Here is a 15835-nt window from a genome sequence, read left to right as displayed (position 1 = left end):
GTGGAGGGGGCGACCGCGCACACCGTGTCTGGAGCCGCCCCCTCCACCATGCTTCGCATGGTCCCCCTCCCCCACTTCGCTTCGCTTGTTGGGGAGGATGTCATCAACGCCCGTCCTCCAGCCGCGTCTCGATCCGGACCAAGGCCGCCCGCGTCGCCTCGCCCTGGGCTTCCAGCCGCGCCAACCGCTCGGCCACCAGCCGCTGCTCGGCGACCCGCGCCTCCAGCGTCCCGATCCGCGCCGCCGCGCCCCCGGCCCAAACCAGCCCCGCGATCGTCTGCAGCACCAGGGCCACGCCGAGCGCGGTCGCCAGTTTCCGGATGTCGTCCACGGTCCGCTCCTTCGTCGCGAGGGAGTAGGGCTTGGGGAGTAGGGAATAGGGGCGAGCAGGCACCATCGAGCGTCTATCCCGACACCCCACTCCCTAAGCCCTACTCCCTACTCCCTATCCTTCCCCCACCCCCGCCATTCGCCGCCGTTCCTCATCCGTCAGGAACCCGGCCGCATTCAGCCGCGCCCACAGCGCGTCGCGCTCGGGCTGCAGCGCCGGCACGGCGTCCAGATCGGGCGTGATCTCCACCCCCTGAAACCGCCCGCCGAGCCACCCCGTCAGAGCCCCCGCCGTCTTCCGTACCAAGGGCACCACCGTCCCCCGCCAGAAGGCCGCATTGGCCTCGCGATAGTTGGCGTAGGTCGCGTCGCCCGGGATCCCCAGCAGCTGCGGCGGCACCCCGAACGCGAGCGCGATCTCACGCGCCGCCGCGTGCTTGCCTTCGATGAAATCCATGTCCGCCGGGCTCATCGCCATCGGCTTCCAGTCCAGCCCGCCTTCCAGAACGAGCGGCCGCCCGGCATTGCCCGCCCCCGCATGCGCCTCGGCCAGCTCAGTCTTCAACATGGCGAACTGCGCCTCGGTCAACCGCTCTCCGTCCCGGCTGTCGAACACCAGCGCCCCGCTGGGTCGCGCCGCATTGTCCAGCAGCGCCTTGTTCCAGGCCCCGGACGCATTGTGCACATCGATCGCGAAAGCCGCCGCCTCGATGGGCGAGAACCCATAGTGATCGTCCGTCGGATGCCACAGCTTCAGATGCATCACCGGCATCCATCCGTCCGCCGCGCGCCCGATCCGCGTCGACCGTCCGCCGACGGAATACTCATAGGCCTCCGGCCACCCGGCCTTGCCCGGGACCACCGTCACCCGGTCGGGCCGCAGCGTCCACAGCTCCTCCGGCGGCCCCTCCCCGACAGCTTCCGCATAGGCGTTGCCCGCCGTCTGCAAGGCCCCGTACAGCCCCTCCAGCCACTCCGCCCCCGACTGCTCGGGATTCGGCTTCTTCAGCAGCCGCGCCGCCGGATGGCCGTCGTCCCGCGCCCCATCGACGAACACGACCAGAGGCGTCGCCGCGCAGGCCTCGGCGATCATCCGCACGCAGCGATAGGCCACCGCGTTCTTGGCGAACCCCTCGCCCGCCAGACTGGCATAATCCCTCGGCGTCCACCGCGGCCGCCCCGCCCCGGTCAGGGCGATCAGAGGCCCTGCCCGGCTGTCCTTCACTTCCGGCGCGCCCTTCGCGGGCACACCCCTCCGCCCCCGTCCGAACGGCCAGGTCATCATCGCCATCTCGGCTCCTTCTCGTTTGGGGTTCAGGCGATCCGTCGACGGATCAACCCGGCGATCTTGCCGTAGCCCTGCGTCGAGGGATGCAGGGTGTCGATCATGTCCCCCGCCGCCGTCGCCTGCGCCAATGTCCCCAGCGCCAGCCCCAGGTCCAGCGGCTGAACCAGTCCATTCAGCGTCGCCAGATCGCTCAGCGTCTGGGCGAAGGTCGCCCGGTTCCCCGCTCCCGTATCGATGGGCACGCACAGCAGCACGTCGGACCCGGCCGCCACCGCCCGATCGATCACCGTCTGCACCGAGGCCTTGAACGCCGCCTGCGTCGTCCCGCCGTTCCAGTCGTTGATCCCGACGTTGACGATCACGAGATCGGGCGCCAGCACGTCCAGCGTGTCCGCCACGCCGAAGTTGGCGACGACGAAGTCCGCTGCCTTCCAGCCCGACACCCCGGCGTTCATCACGTTCACGCCCGTGCCCGCGTCATGGCAGTCCAGCCCGACATGGCCGCTGTCGTTCAGCGCCACCATCGCCACCGGATACAGCCCGCGCGGCAGTCCGGCCTGGGCACACGTCACCGTCCGCTTGCCGACCGCATTGCCAAAGTCGCCCGTCACGACCACCGGCGTCCCCGCCCCGATCATCACCCGCAGCGACGTCGCGCCATACAGATAGACCTCGACCTGATCGAACGGCATCTGCGGGGTGAAGGTCATCGGGTTGGCGGTCACGGTCAGATTGCGGTGAAATCCGCCGCCCAGCCCCTTGGTCGAATCCGCCGACCAGCCCGCGCCGCGCACCATGCGGCCGTCATAGGTCGATCCGATCCCGGCGTTGGAAAAGAACCCCGTCTCGCGCCCGCCGCGCCATCCCATCTGTTCGGCCAGCTGCCGGGGCCAGGCCCCCTCGCGCCCGGGCGACCCCCAGCCCGCCGTCGTCGAGTCCCCCAGGCAGACCACCCTCGCCCGCCCCAGACCGCTCTCGGTCCGCCGGACCGCCGCCGACCACCGCGGCAATCCGGGCGCGCTGAACCGCGCCGCGCTGGCCCCCGCCGGCGCGACCTCGGCCATGCTCAGCCCCGGCATCAGTCGAACAACGCCACGATGTTTGTCGCCGTCGTCCCCGTCGCCAGCACCCGGCTGACCTGCACGGGCAGATATCCGATCGGGTGGGCCGCCAGCGTCACCGCCGCCCCGCCCCCCGCCGGCTGCACCCGCACATCGCCGGGCCCTCCCACATACAGGCTCTTGGCCACCGCGCTCAGATCGACCGTGTCGCTCGGCGTCACCGCCTCGGCGCGCCGCGCGGGCGAGGATGGGGATACGGCGTGTGCGTAATACGGATCGTTGATGGGCATGATGTTTCCTCCAATGCATACCCCTCTCCCGGCGGGAGAGGGCTTGAGCGCCCGAGAGCCCATCGGGCGATCGGCTTGCGCGAAAGGGTGAGGGGTTAAGGTGCCACCCGGTGCGGTCTGATCCCCTCACCCTTTCGGCTTGGCGCATCGCTCCGCTCTGCGAGCCTCAAGCCCTCTCCCCCTGGGAGAGGGATCACAGTTCCCTTGTCATCCCGGCTCTCCGCTGCGCTTCGGCCGGGATGACAACCGTGCCTCACCCCCCGGTCGGGACAGGCCTCTACTCCCTACTCCCTCACCCCACCCAAACCCTCGGCATCCCCCGCGCCTTCAGCAGCAACTCCGTCAGCGCCCACACCAGGGCATCCGCCCGATCCGGACTGCGCCGCGTCTCCTCGGCCCCCAGCCCCATCAGCTCCTCGGCCAGCTCGCGGAAGTCCCCGCAGTGGACCACCCGACCCTGTTCATACAGGGTCGCCACCGGCTCGGCCCGGGCCCGCTTGCTGCGGCTCGCATGCACCAGCCGGATCGGCGCCACGCAGCCGGCCTGCTCCAGCACGGTCCGCACCATCTCCCCGCCCTGGTTGGCCTCGGCCACCACAGTGTCGGCTCCGAATTCCTCCGCCACCGCCGCCACCCGCCGGCCCCAGCCCAGCGGCGTCAGCCCCCGCGCCGACCGGTCCGCCAGCACGAAACCACAGCCCTCTGACCGTCCCGCGACAATGATCCCACAGGCGTCGCCATGCGCGCTCGCCGGCGGATCGACCGCCACGATCACCTTCTCCAGCCGCCCGGGCCGTTCGCCCCGCGCGCGGTGGAGGTCTTCGGCCCGGAACAGGGCCCCCTCGGTCTCGACGACCAGCCCCTCCAGCTCCTGCGCCTCCAGCCGCGTCCCGCCATACAGACGGCGCAGGTCCGTCAGGAACCCCGGCGACAGGTTCTTCGCGTTCAGCGCCGTCCCGCCCCGGCTCGTCTCCAGCCCGGGCTTCCCCTCGGCGATCAGCCGCCTCAGGGCCGGAATGGGCCGGGGCGTCGTCGTCACCACCAGTCGTGGCGCAGGGCCCAGCCTCAGCCCCAGCCTCAGGTTTTCCAGCACCCGATCGGGCTGTCGCCAGGCACAGAACTCATCGGCCCAGGCCGCATGGAACTGCGGCCCCCTCAGACTGTCCGCGTCCTCCGCCGAAAAGGCATAGGCCACGCTTTGGGTGCGCTCCCAGACCAGTCGCTTGCGCCCGCCTTCCCAGCGCGGCCGGTCGGCGTCGGCGGCGATCGCCTTGATGCCCGACGGCCCCTCGACCATCACCTCGCGCACGTCGTGCAGGGTCGAACCCACCAGGGCCAGCCTCAGCCCGTCGGTGCTGCGCGCCAGTTCATGCAGCCAGAACGCGCCAGCGAACGTCTTGCCCGCCCCCCGCCCGCCCAGCATCAGCCAGGTGCGCCAGTCCGTCGTCGGCGGTTTCTGATGGGGTTCCAGAAACGGATTCTCCGCCAGCCATCGCAACAGCGTCTCGGCCTTCGACGTCGCCGCCGCGCTCTTCACGCTCGATCTCGGCGGCAAACTGATCGTATCGCTCCATGACCCTGGCGCGCAGGGCTTCCAGAGCTGCGGGATCATCATCACGGCGTCCGCCCATCTCGTCCTCGGGTTGGTCGTCCTCCGGGTCCGGCCGCGCCGGCCTGATCGCTTCGATCGCCACCACCGCGCGCGCCATGTTGGTGATGGCGCGCACATGACGATCCAGCGCCGCGACGTCTTTCTCCGCCATCAGCGCCTTGCCGAGCTTCTCCTCGGCGATCTCGATCATCCGACGCTGGTGCATCTTGCGCTCTTGGGCCCAGTCGTCGGCGCCCGCCGCGACCGCTTCGGCCTTCACCTGATTTCCCGACATGCCCTCATCATAGGGGATCCGCGCATGCGGGCGCGTTCAGCGCGTCATAAATCCAGCGCCCCCTGATTTCTCAGGCGAATTCGGCGCGTCGTTGGATGATTGAGAAAAACAGCGAACGTATCGAGCGTCAGTGCATCGTCATCGGCACGGGGCCAGCCAGGGCCCACCGTGTCCGTTCCACCAGGTCCTTGGGCAGGAAGGGCTTGGCCAGATACCCCGAACACCCCAGGCTCACCGCCTGCCGCACCGTTTCGCCTTCGGCGTTGGCGCTGACCATCACCACCGGAGGCTTGGTCTTCAGCCGCTCCATGGCCTGCAGCACCTCGAGCCCGTTCATCCGTGGCATGTGCACATCCAGCAGCACCAGCTGGAACCGGCAGCGGCCGAGCAGGTCCATCGCCGCCTCGCCGCTGGCCACGGCCGACACCTGGAACCCCGCCTGGCTCAGGGCGATGTGCATCATTTCGCGGACGCTCTCATCGTCCTCGACGACCATGACGTGGGCGCTCATGCGATCTTCTCCCCTTCAGCCTGCGGTCGTCGCTCGGCCAGAACCTCGTCCATGGTGCGGATCAGGTCCGTGACCTGGATCGGCTTGCCGATGTGGGCGTCCATGCCCGCCGCCCTGCACGCCTCGACCTGTTCCGGCTGAACGTTGGCCGTCAGGGCCAGGATCGGCGTTCGCCCCGCCTTCCCCGGCAGCGTCCGAATAGCGCGAGTCGCGTCCATCCCGTCCATCACCGGCATATGCACGTCCATCAGGATCAGGTCGTACTCGCCCTTGGCCGCCGCTGCCACGGCCTCGGCGCCGTTCTCGGCGGTCTCCAGCGCGACGCCCCAGGCGGCCAGGATGATCCTGACGAGTTCCCGGTTGGCCGGGGCATCGTCGGCCATCAGCACCGTCAGGCCCGGCGGCAGGCCCACGGCCTCGTGCGCCTCGACGGCCTCCGCCGCCTCGGCGACCGGCAGGGGAACCTCGAACCAGAAGGTCGAGCCCTCGCCCGGCCGGCTGGTCGCCCCGATCTCGCCGCCCATCATCTCGATCAGACGGCGGCTGATCGCCAGCCCCAGTCCGGTCCCGCCATAGACCCGCGTGGTCGAGGCGTCGGCCTGGGTGAACCGGTCGAACAGGGCGTCGATCTTCTCGGGCGAGACGCCGATCCCGCTGTCGCTGACCGCGACCCGCAGGCGTCCGTCCTTCCAGCGGCTTTCCAGCCGGATTTCGCCGGAAACCGTGAACTTCGCGGCATTGGACAGGAAGTTCAGCAGAACCTGCCGGATCCGCCCCTCATCGCCCATCAGGGCCGCCGGCAACCCGGCGTCCAGGGCCAGCGTCAGGGTCAGCCCCTTGGCCGCGCACTGGGACTCCACGATGGCGGCGGCGCCCCTGGCCGTCTCGGCCGGATCGAACGGCTGCGGGTCCAGATCAACCGCTTCGGCCTCCAGCTTGGAGTAGTCCAGAATGTCGTTGATGACCCCCAGCAGGGCCTCGCTGGCCGTCGCGATCCGGTCGGCATAGCGCCGCTCGGCTTCCGGCAGGGCTGGACTGTCCTGCAGCAGGCCCGAGAAACCGATCACGCTGGTCAGCGGCGTCCTGAGCTCATGGGACATATTGGCCAGGAACTCGCCCTTGGCCTTGACCGCGTGCTCGGCCGCCTCCTTGGCCGCGATCAGCTCCTCTTCCAGGGCCTTGGTCGCGGTGATGTCGCGCACCACGTCCTGGAACTCGACCGGGCGGCCGTGATCGTCCCGGATCAGCTTGGGGTGGGCTTCCAGCCAGACAGTGCGTCCGTCCCTATGGATCGCCCGATAGGCCACCCGCGGCGAGGGCGTGCCCTCCGGGGCCTGGGCATAGGCGGCGAAGGTCTCCAGCACCCGGGGATAGTCTTCCGGATGGATGAAGTCCGAGATCGGCCGCCCGATCACGGCCTCCGCCTCATATCCCATGGCCGCCTGGACCGCCGGCGAGACGTAATGGAACACCCCGTCCAGGCCGAAGGTGGCGATGATGTCGGTGGAGTTGTCCGCCAGCAGCCGATAGCGGGCCTCGCTGGCGCGAATGACCTCCTCGGCCCGAACCTGCTCCGTCACATCCTGGAAGACACCGAACAGGGCGACCGGCCGACCGTCGGCGTCCTTCTCCGTCCGGGCGCGGGTCACGACGTGACGCTCCCCGAGCTTCGGATGGTTTATCCGAAGGTCGAGATTGTAGCCATCGCCGTGCGAGATCGCTCGTTCGACACACGCGGCGAGGATTTCGCGGTCGTCCGGATGATAATCCGCCAGAACGCTGTCGTACGACGGATCATGGGTCGCCGGATCGCGACCGTGGATGCGATAGACCTCTTCCGACCAATAAACTTTCTGGGTGGTCAGGTCGAAGCGCCAATGACCCAGCCCGGCCATTTCTCCGGCTAGCCGAAGCATCCGGCTCAGCTCTTGCTCCGCCTGCTCGGCGGCCTTCCGGTCGGTGACGTCGCGCACGCAATCGTGGAACTCGACCAACCGGCCCTTGTCATCCCATATTGCGCGCGGGGTCGCCTCCAGCCAGATGAGGTCTCCGTTGGCCTTGAGCGCACGGTACTCATAGCGCGGAGGCGGGGCCTCTGGTCCAGCCATGACGTAGTCGATCAGGGTTTGCCGCACGACCCTCAGGTCGTCTTCAGGGATGATGCCGGTGCAGTCCTTGCCCAGCATATCCTCGGGATCGCGACCCAGAATGGCCCGGGCTGAGGGCGAGACATAGAGGAAGCGACCCTTGGCGTCGAAGCGCACCACGACGTCCGTCGCGGTCTCGGCCAGCAATCGATAGCGGGCCTCGCTCTCGGCCCGATCCTTCAGGACTGCAGCGACCGGCAGGGTGGTCAGAACCATGGTGGCCAGGAACAGCTGTTGGACCATCGCCCTCTGATCCAGCCCGCCGTCGATCAGGGCGATGGGGCCATGCCCCGTGGCCAACGTCGCCAGGGACACGGCCGAGGCGATCAGCAGGCCCACGCTTGCTGACCCCGCTCCACAGCGGAACACGATCAGGATCAGAACCGGTGGCACCAGGAACAGCAGCGGCAGCGACGACTGCCCAAAGACGGCCGCGAGGGTTCCCATGAGCAGACCACCCATGAGCAGTCGCCCTCCCAGCGTCGCCTTGCTGTTCCAGGCTCCCGGGCTGCTCATGAGGAGCAGGGGCGGGGCCACGATCAGCATCCCCAGGGCGTCCGTCACCAGCCAGCGAAGGACGTTGGGCCTAAGCGCCTCATGATGCCACAGCCAGAGAGTCCCGGTGGCGATCACCGTCGAGGCGACCGGGGCGATCAGCCCAGCCACGGTCGCGAACCGGACCAGCGTCGGCCCCCTCAACAGACCCTCGCGAATGGAGACGTCCTTGAGCAGCCACGCAGCCAATGCGACCTCGACCGCATTGGCCAGCGACAATCCGAGGGCGATCGGTACCGCATCACCCATGCCGAGCGTGACCGCCACATTGCCCACAAAGGCACCGGCGATCAGCGCCGCACGCTCGGTCTTGGGCCTCAGCAGGACCAGCGCCAGAAGCGCCCCGTTGGCGGGCCAGATGGCCGCCACCCGTCCGGCTTCCCGGGCGAACATGAGGCTGAGGAGAGCCAGGATGGAAAAGGCGGCGGCTCCCAGCAGGAAGGCACCAGTCCGACGGCCCCAAAGGGACCCCTCGGCACGCTCGGTCGACACGCTTGCCCGCCCCTCGAAGTGAAGGACGGACCGTGCGCCCCGATCCCTTAAATATGGTTACTGACCACCGGTGTCAGACGCCCCGTTCCTCGACCCAGTCCGACGCTTCGTAATCCAGCGCATCCTCCGGATCCGCCAGTGCTTCTTCCGAGATCGTCTGCCCCCGCACCGACACGCCCGCCCGGTGCACGCTCTCGGGATCGCCGGACACCAGCGGATGCCAGTCCGCCAGCCCCCGCCCCTCATGAAGCCGCCGATAGGCGCAGGACCTGGGCATCCACTCCAGCGCCTCGATGTTCCACGGCGTCAGCTGGATGCAGTCCGGCACATGGACCTTGCGGTTCGCATAGTCCGAGCACCGGCAGGCGTCTCCGTCGAACAGCTTGCAATGGACCTTGGTCGGAATGACCTCGCCGGTGTCCTCGTCCTCGAACCGGATCAGACAGCACAGCCCGCACCCGTCGCACAGGCTTTCCCACTCCGCAGCGGTCATCTCCTCCAGCCGCTTGGTCTGCCAGAACGTCATCAATCCTCCCCCGCCACTTCGCGGGGGTCGACGCAGGCGCGGCGGAGTCGGGCCCAGGAGGGGACCGCGCGAAGCGTGGTGGAGGGGGCGGACGCGTGCGAGATTTCAACCATGAGAGCCCCGGTCCTTACCCAGAAACGCGCAAGAAGTCTCCGCCGCGCGATGACGCCGCCCGAGGCGGCACTGTGGCTCCGTCTACGCGCGAGAAAACCCGGTCGTTCAACTTTCCGTCGTCAGCACGCCGTCGGTCCTTACATCCTCGATTTTTACTGCGCGGCGCTGAGGCTAGCGGTCGAGATCGACGGCTCGACGCATCTCTCTGAGGATGCCGCCGCTCACGACGCTCGCCGCACCGCGTGGCTCAACGCTCAAGGCATCGAGGTCATCCGCATCCCTGCGGTCGACGTGCTCCGCGATGCTGACACCGCCGCCGAATACATCTGGCAGGTTGCCGCCGCACGGCTGGCAAGTCGCGCGCAAATCCCTTAGATCACGCGCGTTTCCGCCCCCTCCACCACGCTTCGCGCGGTCCCCCTCCCCCGCTTCGCGGGTGAGGATTCAGGATATCGACATGGCCGCCCGCCCTCCCCTCGTCGCGCTCAAGGACGTCCGTCTGCAGGACGGTCAGCGTCCCCTGTTCGAGGGCGTCGATCTGGCCATCGAGCCGCGCACACGGTCCTGCCTCGTGGGCAGGAACGGCGCCGGCAAGTCGACCCTGATGAAGCTGGTCATGGGCCTGATCGAGGCCGACAGCGGCGACCGCAGTGTCCAGGCCGGCACCCGCTTCGCCTATGTGCCGCAGGAACCCCTGATCGTCGGCGAGACCCTGCTGGACTACGCCACCTCGGGCGGCGCCGAGCCGTGGATGGCCGAGGCCTGGCTGACCACCTTCGGCATGGACCCCAACAAGTCCGCCAAGGGCCTGTCGGGCGGCGAGATCCGCCGCGCCGCGCTCGCCAAGGCCTTCGCCGAGGAGCCGGACCTGCTCCTGCTCGACGAGCCGACCAACCACATGGACATCCTGGCCATCGAGCTCCTGGAAAAGGAGATCATCGCCGCCAAATGCGCCGCCCTGATCGTCAGCCACGACCGCGCCTTCCTGAACCGCGTCACCCAGTCCTGCCACTGGCTGGAGCACCGCCGCGTCCGCACTCTCAACAAGGGCTTCGACGCGTTCGACGACTGGGCCGCCAAGGTGCAGGAAGAGGAGGCCGAGAGCCTTCGCCGCCTCAACAAGCGCATCGAGGCCGAGACCTACACCTTCTACCGATCCATCACCGCCCAGCGCACCCGCAACGAGGGCCGCGCGCGGGCGCTCGAAGCCATGCGTCAGGACCGGGCGCTCCGGGTCAAGGACATCCCCCGCGAGATCCATCTCGGCGTCGATTCCGGCGTCACCTCGGGCAAGCTCGTCGCCGACCTGAAGGGGGTGTCGAAATCCTTCGGCGACCGGGTGGTCATCAAGCCCTTCACTACCCGCGTCATTCGCGGCGACCGGCTGGCCATCGTCGGCCCCAATGGCGCGGGCAAGACGACACTGGTCAAGATCCTGCTGGGCGAACTCGCCCCCGACGAGGGCACGGTCAAGCTCGGCGCCAACCTCGAACCCGTCTACCTCGACCAGTCCCGCGAGGGCCTGAAGTCGGACATGACCCTGTGGGACGCCCTGACGCCCGGCGGCGGCGACTCCATCCTGGTGCGCGGCCACTCCAAGCATGTCGCCGCCTACGCCAAGGATTTCCTGTTCCAGGAAGGCCAGCTGCGCCAGCCGATCTCGACCCTGTCGGGCGGCGAACGCAACCGCCTGCTGCTGGCCCGCGCGCTCGCCAGGCCCGCCAATATGCTGGTGCTCGACGAACCCACCAACGACCTGGACATGGACACGCTCGACAAGCTGGAGGAGCTGCTGGACGGCTACGACGGCACCCTGATCCTGGTCAGCCACGACCGCGACTTCGTCGACCGCCTGGCCACCTCCACCATCGGCATGAACGGACGGGGCGACATCGTCGAAACCCCCGGCGGCTGGACCGACTTCATCGCCCAGAACCCGGGGTTCCTTTCTCCCCCCCCTGGGGGGAGCACGGCGACGAAGTCGCCGGTGGGGGGCAAGTCCGAGCCCGCCAGAACGGACCCGCCTCTGGCGGCTGCGCCGCCTGTCTCCGCCCGGCGGGCGGAGAGAAAGCTGTCCTTCAAGGACACCCATCGCCTGAAGGAACTCGACGCCCTCATCGCCGCCCTGCCCGCCGAGATCGCCGCCCACGAGGCCCGGCTGGCGGACCCCAACTTCTACAGCCGCGACCCCTCCGGCTTCGACGCCACCATGAAGGCGCTCGACGCCGCCCGCGCCAAACTGGACGCCGCCGAAGAGGAATGGCTGGAAATCGAGGCCAAACGCGAGGCTCTCGCCGCTGGCTGAGCCGAATCTGTGGACAAGCCAAATCCTTGATTCGCCGTCGCGAATCTGATCCGTCCACAGAGGTTCACAGGGTTATGCACCGACCCCCGGGCCATCTTGCACAGCGGGGCGAATTCGGGCCCTTGCCGTCTAACGGTTTTCGTCGGAACGTCAATGGGCCGAGGGACACGGCGGCGCGGAAATCCGGTGAGAGCCGGAACTTCAAGCGGGTCGGTCCGGCTCTCTGACCAAGGGTTCCAAGCCTCTTCGGAGGACGCGGAAAGCCCGGGCAGGGCCCAGGCTCCAAGTCTTTAGCGCCTCGGTGCGGGACGGAAGAGAACCAGGCCGGGATCGATGAACGACGCCGGGGGCGAAAACCCCCTGCGGACCGGTATCGGACAGGAGCCGCCAGGATACAGCCGACCGTCTTCGGGGTTCGCCCCGCGGGCGCCCAGGCCAGGGTCCTGAACCTCAACGGCCAAGTCCCAACCCGGACTTGGCGAGGGGACGCGAGTACCGGTTCGACCGGGCTTTCGTCCCCTCGCTCAATTCTGGCCCCCAAAAATCTCTGTCACAGCCCAGCGATAGACACCCCCCGGTATTGAGGGTTCGATGACGCGTCCGGAGTATCCCATGCGTCACCTGCTTCCCCTTTGCGTCTCGCTCCTGCTGGTCGGCCCAGTTCACGCCCAGACGTCTCAACCCCCGCCGGTCACGACCGCCGCCACCCCGCCCACACCGGACCGGACGGTCCTGTTCGTGCCACAGGCGTCGACCGCCTGCGCCGACGGGCCGCTGTCGGCCATGGCGTCCGACGCCTTCACTCCGACAGTCTGGGCGACGACCTTCGCGACCCCGCCGGTGGGTCAACGGATCGAGCGCGTGGCCTATGACTTCTCCGTGTCGGAGCAGGGCCGTCCGTTGAGCATCCGGCCGGTGGTGTCCGACGGCTTCTCGCGCCTCAGCGTCACGACCGACGCCCAAATGCAGGCGAGCTTCGCCTCCTGGGTCTTTCCGCAGACGGCGCGGCAGGACTGCCGACTGACACTCAGGTTGACGCCGACCCTCCTGTCCTCCGCCGACGAGATGACCGTCCTGCGCTTCTACGCCGATGCGCGACCGAGGGACGCCCTGCGCACCGCAGTCGAACGGCGTCTGCGCCGTCCCGGCGACGACTGCGGTCGCCCGCCGCCCCGCACCCTCTCCTACCCGGACTATCTTCGGCCCGGTCGACCCCGGCCCGGCGCGCGATCATGGTCCGCCGTGCGCTGGGATCTCCGGGACGACGGCACGACGATCAACGTCGAGGTCATCGGCTCTTCCGGCGACGCGGTGCTGGACGAAGAGGCGCGCCGGGCCGTCTCCGGTTCGGCCTTCCGATCCGGCGCGGCGCGAGGGTGTCTGATGACCTTCATGCGGGTCGGCCCCAACCTGGCCGCGCCGCCGGTGAACCGGGATCCGCCGGACGATCCGCTCCAGCGGTGTGACGAGGCCTTCGCGTCGCGCTTCACCCCGGGTCCCCTGACCTACCCCGAGGCCCTGGAAGATCGCGGGATCGAGGGCTGGGCGCGCGTTCGGTTCGATGTCGCCACCTGGGGTCAGATCGGCAACGTCAGCGTCCTCGAGGTCCAGCCGGCCGAGGCCTTCAGTCCGGTCGCCGCCCGGATCGTCACGTCCGGCCGGGCCGTTCCGTCGTTCGACCCTCAGGTCCGGTGCGTCGTCCCCATCCAGTTCCGGCTTCCCGAAGACACGGCCCGCCCCGGCGACGGCCAGGACGGGGTCGATGCTCCGGCGAGGCCGCACTTCGGCCCACCCCCGAACACCGCCGCCCCTGCGCCCTTCTAGCCGCTTCCCAAGGGTGCGGACGCGCCCTACACCTAATCCATGTCCGGTGCCGGGAATCGTCCGTCTGTCGTCAGCCGCCGCCTGATCCTTGCGGGCGGGATCGCCGTGACGGCGCTCGGCGCGGCCGCCTGCTCCGACGCAGAGGCCCCGGTCGACGAACAGGGCCGCATTCGCATCCGCTTCGCCACCGACTGGCGCGCCCAGGCCGAGCATGGCGGCTTCTATCAGGCGCTGGCGTCCGGGGCCTATGAGCGGCGCGGCCTGAACGTCCAGATCATCCAGGGCGGTCCCGGCGTGAACGTGCCCCAGCTCCTGGCGTCCGGAGCCGTCGAACTGGGCATGGGCTCCAACAGCTTCATCCCCCTGAACCTCGTGGCGGAAGACGCCCCGGTGAAGGCGGTCGCCGCCTTCTTCCAGAAGGACCCCCAGGTCCTGATCGCCCATCCCGACCCGGCCTTGGAAAGCATCGCCGACCTGGCCGGACGGCCCTTCCTGCTGGCCGATGCCTCCATCACCGCCTTCTGGGTCTGGCTGAAGGCCAGGTACGGCTTCACCGACGATCAGGTCAGGAAGTACAACTTCAACCCCGCCCCCTTCATCGCCGACGAGCGCGCGGTCCAGCAGGGGTATCTGACGAGCGAGCCCTACACGATCCAGAAGGAAGCCGGCTTCGAGCCCCGCGTCTTCCTGCTGGCCGACGAGGGCTACCCCTCCTACGCCACCATGGTGCTGTCGCCCGATGCCTTCGCGCGGGACAACGCGGACGCCCTGCGGTCCTTCATCGCCGCCTCGGTCGAGGGCTGGCGCGACTACATGCGCGGCGATCCGTCCGCCGCCAACGCCCTGATCCGCGAGGCCAATCCGGAAATGACCCAGGACGTGCTCGATCAGGCCCGCGCCAAGCTCAGCGAATACGGCATCGTCGATTCCGGCGACGCGGCCCTCTATGGCCTGGGCGCCATGACCGAGGACCGCTGGCGCCAGTTCTTCGAGGTCACCAGCCAGGCGGGCGTCTATCCGGCCGACCTGCGCTGGCGCAACGCCTTCACCGACGCCTTCCTGCCGGGCCGTGGCTGAACGTCAGAACAGCAGCTCTCCGCCCCCTGGGCGGAGACAGTTCCCCGTTGGCTCTCCGCCCCCTGGGCGGAGACAGGCGGCGCAGCCGCCAGAGGCGGGCAAGTCCTCGCATCCCCGCCCCTCATGAACCCCGATCCCGAAGCCCTCGGACGCGCCCGCACCCTGCGCAAGACCATGTCGCCGCCCGAAGCCGCCCTGTGGATCCACCTCCGCAACAAGCGCCTGAACGGCCTGAAGTTCCGCCGTCAGCATCCCATCGGCCCCTACATCCTGGACTTCTACTGCGACGCCGCCAGGCTGGCGGTCGAGGTGGACGGCGGGACCCACCACGCTGAGGCCCAGGCGGCGCATGATGCGCGTCGCGATCGCTGGCTGGCCGAACAGGGGGTCCGCACCCTGCGGGTCTCGGCGGAGTGGGTGCGTCGGGACATGGCGGGGCTACTTGAACACATCGTGCGGGCCGCCGATGCAGGACGGTGAGGCGATGACGGGCCCGCCTCTGGCCGCTGCGCGGCCTGTCTCCGCCCAGGGGGCGGAGAGCTGGATCGCGCGTTTGGATCAGGTGGTGGTTCGCTACGGCGGCCGGACACCGCTCGGCCCCATCGACCTGGACGTCGCCCCGTCCGAGATCGTCGCCCTGGTCGGGGCGTCGGGCGCAGGCAAGTCGACGGCGCTGCGTCTGCTGGCGGGCCTCGAGACCCCGGCGCAAGGTTCGATCACCCGACCAGAGACCACCAACGGCACCGGCTTCGTCTTCCAGAGCCCGACCCTGATGCCTTGGACCGACGCCCGGACCAACGTGGCCTTGCCGCTCGAACTGTCCGGCATCCCGGCCGCCGAGGCCCGCCGTCGCGCCGACGAGGCCCTGTCCGCCGTGGGGCTCGGCGACCGCACCACGGCCCGCCCGCGCCAGCTGTCGGGCGGCATGGCCATGCGGGTGTCGCTCGCCCGCGCCCTCTCGATCCGGCCCGACCTGCTGCTGCTGGACGAGCCCTTCGCGGCGCTGGATTCCATCACACGGCGCGGCCTGATCGAGGACCTGCATCGGCTCTGGTCGGCCCGACCGTTCGCCGCCGTCTTCGTCACCCATGACGTGGAGGAGGCCGCCTATCTGGCCCACCGCGTCGTCGTCCTGTCGGCCGCGAACGGACGCGCCGTCGCCGACCTGCCCATGCCCGGCTCCTTGCCGCGCCCCGAGGGCTGGCGGCGCGATGCGGCCTTCCGGGAAGCCGTGGAAGACGTCGCACAGGCCCTCGCCGCGACGATGACTCCCCTTCCCCTCGAGGGGGAAGGGGTCGGGGGATGGGGTGGAGGCACGGCGTCACAGGGTTCCCCCAAAGACTCCGCCGCCGCGACAAAGTCCAATAGCGGTGTGGCCGTGACTCCCGACGCAAGCCGTGCCTCCCCACCCCCCCCCCCCCCCCCCCCC

The 15835-nt window shown here is 69.3% G+C and carries 15 protein-coding genes; 6 read left to right on the top strand and 9 right to left on the bottom strand.

What is annotated here, in order from left to right:
- Positions 1 to 103 precede the first annotated feature (103 nt).
- The 9 genes from IP78_RS04260 to IP78_RS04220 all read right to left on the bottom strand — a co-directional run bounded on the left by IP78_RS04260 (position 104) and on the right by IP78_RS04220 (position 9086).
- Entirely contained in the window at positions 104 to 331 is a 228-nt protein-coding gene (locus IP78_RS04260; protein WP_054110474.1) for a hypothetical protein, read from the bottom strand.
- Between the two features lie 114 nt (positions 332 to 445).
- Positions 446 to 1615: a phage portal protein gene (locus tag IP78_RS04255; protein ID WP_197272368.1), complete on the bottom strand. Its 1170-nt coding sequence runs from the start codon at positions 1613 to 1615 to the stop codon at positions 446 to 448.
- A gap of 29 nt (positions 1616 to 1644) precedes the next feature.
- Positions 1645 to 2682: an SGNH/GDSL hydrolase family protein gene (locus IP78_RS04250; RefSeq protein WP_197272367.1), complete on the bottom strand. Its 1038-nt coding sequence runs from the start codon at positions 2680 to 2682 to the stop codon at positions 1645 to 1647.
- Between the two features lie 14 nt (positions 2683 to 2696).
- Positions 2697 to 2969, bottom strand: a complete 273-nt coding sequence (locus tag IP78_RS04245) for a hypothetical protein (RefSeq protein ID WP_054110470.1) — start codon at positions 2967 to 2969, stop codon at positions 2697 to 2699.
- A 292-nt stretch (positions 2970 to 3261) separates the two neighbouring features.
- Positions 3262 to 4392, bottom strand: a complete 1131-nt coding sequence (locus IP78_RS04240) for a DNA-packaging protein (RefSeq protein WP_054110469.1) — start codon at positions 4390 to 4392, stop codon at positions 3262 to 3264.
- Positions 4337 to 4771, bottom strand: coding sequence for a hypothetical protein (locus IP78_RS15620; protein ID WP_231680921.1), 435 nt, complete (start codon positions 4769 to 4771; stop codon positions 4337 to 4339). Before IP78_RS15620 ends, IP78_RS04240 begins: the two co-directional genes overlap by 56 nt.
- Positions 4772 to 4982: 211 nt before the next feature.
- Positions 4983 to 5366 (bottom strand): response regulator transcription factor, encoded by a 384-nt coding sequence (locus IP78_RS04230; RefSeq protein ID WP_054110467.1) that lies wholly within the window; start codon positions 5364 to 5366, stop codon positions 4983 to 4985.
- Positions 5363 to 8560 carry a PAS domain S-box protein gene (locus IP78_RS04225; protein WP_054110466.1) on the bottom strand — a complete coding sequence of 1066 codons (3198 nt, stop codon included), beginning with the start codon at positions 8558 to 8560 and terminating at the stop codon, positions 5363 to 5365. The genes IP78_RS04230 and IP78_RS04225 overlap by 4 nt, the downstream gene beginning before the upstream one ends.
- 73 nt (positions 8561 to 8633) lie before the next feature.
- Positions 8634 to 9086 carry a YcgN family cysteine cluster protein gene (locus IP78_RS04220; RefSeq protein WP_054110465.1) on the bottom strand — a complete coding sequence of 151 codons (453 nt, stop codon included), beginning with the start codon at positions 9084 to 9086 and terminating at the stop codon, positions 8634 to 8636.
- 162 nt (positions 9087 to 9248) lie between these two features.
- On the opposite strand from IP78_RS04220, the gene IP78_RS04215 reads away from it, so the two are divergent.
- The 6 genes from IP78_RS04215 to IP78_RS04190 all read left to right on the top strand — a co-directional run.
- Complete coding sequence (locus IP78_RS04215; RefSeq protein ID WP_231680920.1) at positions 9249 to 9575, top strand: endonuclease domain-containing protein; 327 nt, start codon at positions 9249 to 9251, stop codon at positions 9573 to 9575.
- A gap of 76 nt (positions 9576 to 9651) precedes the next feature.
- Entirely contained in the window at positions 9652 to 11505 is a 1854-nt protein-coding gene (locus tag IP78_RS04210) for an ABC-F family ATP-binding cassette domain-containing protein (protein WP_231680922.1), read from the top strand.
- Between the two features lie 612 nt (positions 11506 to 12117).
- A complete protein-coding gene (locus IP78_RS04205) occupies positions 12118 to 13329 on the top strand; it encodes a TonB family protein (protein ID WP_197272366.1) in 1212 nt (403 codons plus the stop codon).
- Between the two features lie 39 nt (positions 13330 to 13368).
- On the top strand, positions 13369 to 14406 hold the full coding sequence (locus IP78_RS04200) for an ABC transporter substrate-binding protein (RefSeq protein ID WP_054110462.1): 1038 nt from the start codon (positions 13369 to 13371) through the stop codon (positions 14404 to 14406).
- 123 nt (positions 14407 to 14529) lie between these two features.
- Entirely contained in the window at positions 14530 to 14886 is a 357-nt protein-coding gene (locus tag IP78_RS04195) for an endonuclease domain-containing protein (protein WP_054110461.1), read from the top strand.
- A gap of 4 nt (positions 14887 to 14890) precedes the next feature.
- The coding region (locus tag IP78_RS04190; RefSeq protein WP_156320277.1) for an ABC transporter ATP-binding protein at positions 14891 to 15835 on the top strand (945 nt) is incomplete at its 3' end.

The sequence above is a fragment of the Brevundimonas sp. AAP58 genome (assembly GCF_001295975.1).
GTDB lineage: Bacteria > Pseudomonadota > Alphaproteobacteria > Caulobacterales > Caulobacteraceae > Brevundimonas.
The sequence above is the reverse complement of the archived record's forward strand: the minus strand, read 5'-3'. Positions and strand labels throughout refer to the sequence as shown.